Origin of the sequence: Streptomyces sp. NPDC047515 (assembly GCF_040643055.1) — a bacterium.
In the GTDB taxonomy this organism is placed as follows: domain Bacteria; phylum Actinomycetota; class Actinomycetes; order Streptomycetales; family Streptomycetaceae; genus Streptomyces.
In genome coordinates this window covers 1-2,005 of record NZ_JBEYTM010000157.1, presented here as the reverse complement: position 1 = coordinate 2,005, position 2,005 = coordinate 1, and the positions used below count along the sequence as shown (strand labels likewise).

At 67.0% G+C, this 2,005-nt stretch carries 2 protein-coding genes and 1 pseudogene; all 3 read left to right on the top strand.

Annotated features, from left to right (window positions below):
- Positions 1-158 precede the first annotated feature (158 nt).
- Positions 159-596 (top strand): DUF6083 domain-containing protein, encoded by a 438-nt coding sequence (locus ABZ826_RS39260; protein ID WP_361459381.1) that lies wholly within the window; start codon positions 159-161, stop codon positions 594-596.
- Positions 597-740: 144 nt separating this feature from the next.
- Positions 741-1,013 carry a DUF6225 family protein gene (locus ABZ826_RS39255; protein ID WP_361459379.1) on the top strand — a complete coding sequence of 91 codons (273 nt, stop codon included), beginning with the start codon at positions 741-743 and terminating at the stop codon, positions 1,011-1,013.
- A gap of 736 nt (positions 1,014-1,749) precedes the next feature.
- Positions 1,750-1,911 (top strand): annotated as a pseudogene (locus ABZ826_RS39250) (IS3 family transposase); the annotation flags it as partial.
- Positions 1,912-2,005 lie beyond the last annotated feature (94 nt).

Sequence of the window (2,005 nt, the reverse complement as noted above, 5' to 3'; positions counted from 1 at the left end):
GCTGCCTGCCCCTACCCCTCCGCAATCATGCCCCGCATACGAAGAAGCCCCTGCTCATCGAACAGGAACTCCCTTTGCCACAACGCACTCAGACCCCCTGGCATACCGGCTGGATCGCGCTCTACCGCACCTGACGGCTCGTCCGGACCTTGAAGCGTATGGGGGACACAGAATCCTTCCCGACTGGCCCGGACCACCCCGACGACGACCTCCAGGCCCTTCACGAAGGCGCCGACGCTCCACCACCCCCCGCACGGCCCGACTGCCCGGATTGCGGCCTTCGCCAGGACCGGTACCCCACCCTGTACGAAGACCACTGGGTACTCCTCGAACCAGGCATCACCGTCCCCTCCCACCACCTTCCGCCCCGTCGGCGGTGGCTCGTCACTCCGGACGGCATCGCGTGGAACATGTGGGACGCCGAACCCACCCTCGGCGCCACCTGTCGCGTTGCCCACCACCTCGTCTGCCCCTGCCCCACAGCCGACACCTGGTGGCCCTGGCCCTGGGGCTCCGCGCGGCGCGAGGAGAACGACCGACGGGCACAGCGCCTGTTCAACCTTCCTGACCTACGAGACCTGCCCGACGCGGGCTGACAGTACGGTGTCCGTCGGCCGGGTTCGGTTCACCACCTGGTGATGCGTTCTTCATCCCGGCCCACGTGCCTCGGATCAGCGCCTTGACCCGGGGCACAGCCGTGTCTCCACGAACAAGGCCTCTTGATCCGGCAGCCTGTGCCCATGACCGGCCTCTTTGAGCACGCCCCGCAGATCTGGAATGCCGCGCAGCTCCGCGACGCACTGAAAGACCTGCCCGACGACGCACCCATTCATATCGGCGTGGCGGGCGACCCCAGCGACTTCGACGGATACCGAGACTTCGTCCTTGTGGACGCTCACCAGGTGGAGAACTGGTGGCTGGCCACCTCTTCGGCGCCGGAGCGTTCCGAGACCGCAAAGGAGCTGACGTTGTTCGCGGACTGGGAGCCGGGCACGTACGACCGTCTGGACTGAGCTCGTTCTCTGTCTTCCGGCTGGTTGATGTGCGGTGATCGTGGGCTCGCGTTTGACGGTTCTGCCGACGGCGTGGCGGGGTGGCTGGCGCTTGTTCTCGGAGTCGGGTGGTCGCCAGGGGCCCCGGCGCAGGCCTGGAACTGATCACCGGCCCAGTCCCCGCTGGAAGTTTCTTCCGAAGAGCCCTGGCGCGCCCCGCCGCAAGCGGGTTCTGCGGGGTGGCAGGCAGCGGATCCAGACGGCGGTCATGGGAAGTGCGGACTCGAAGGAGCCGCTGATGCTGCCGCTGGACGCGATCGAGCTGGACGCCTTCCGCCGACGGTACGAGCACGAGCACGAGCACGAAGCATTCTGATGCGGGCTGCTGCTCGGCGACTGTGGCGTCCAGCCGACGACGTAGCTCTGCACCGACCGGGTCTGCCGCTTCGCGCACCAACCGGGCCCGGACGGACCGCCTCAACCTCGCGGCTGCCGGGCCCGTGGCCGGCGCCGACCACCTGTATGCGAAGTCCGCTGCAACGGCATGGCTCCGGGGCCGTGATGACCAGGCCGACTTCGACTTCGCCCGGCGGGACGGCACACCGATCGGTTCGGTGGTGGTCACCCTGAAGTTCCCCCCTGAACCGGGACAGCGGATGTTTACGCTGCAGGGGTGAGGTCTTGCTGCAGCAGGCTCCGGGTTTCGAGGGGTGTGACGTACCCGTAAACCATCGAGCGCAACGGCATCGTGCCCGAGACCGTGCACGCCGACCGCGGCACCTCCATGACCAACAAGAAGGTCTCCCAGCTGCTGATCGACCTCGGCATCACCCGCAGTCACTCACGCCCCAAGGTCTCCAATGACAACCCCTACAGCGAGGCCCAGTTCAAGACGACCAAGTACATGGCCGACTATCCCAATGCCGCGTAGTTAAGCGATTCCGGGCGCTTGCAAGGGGTGTTGACCTGCGGATTCGCCGGGTGGTCGAGGCGATGTCGCCCAGGCAGAGACC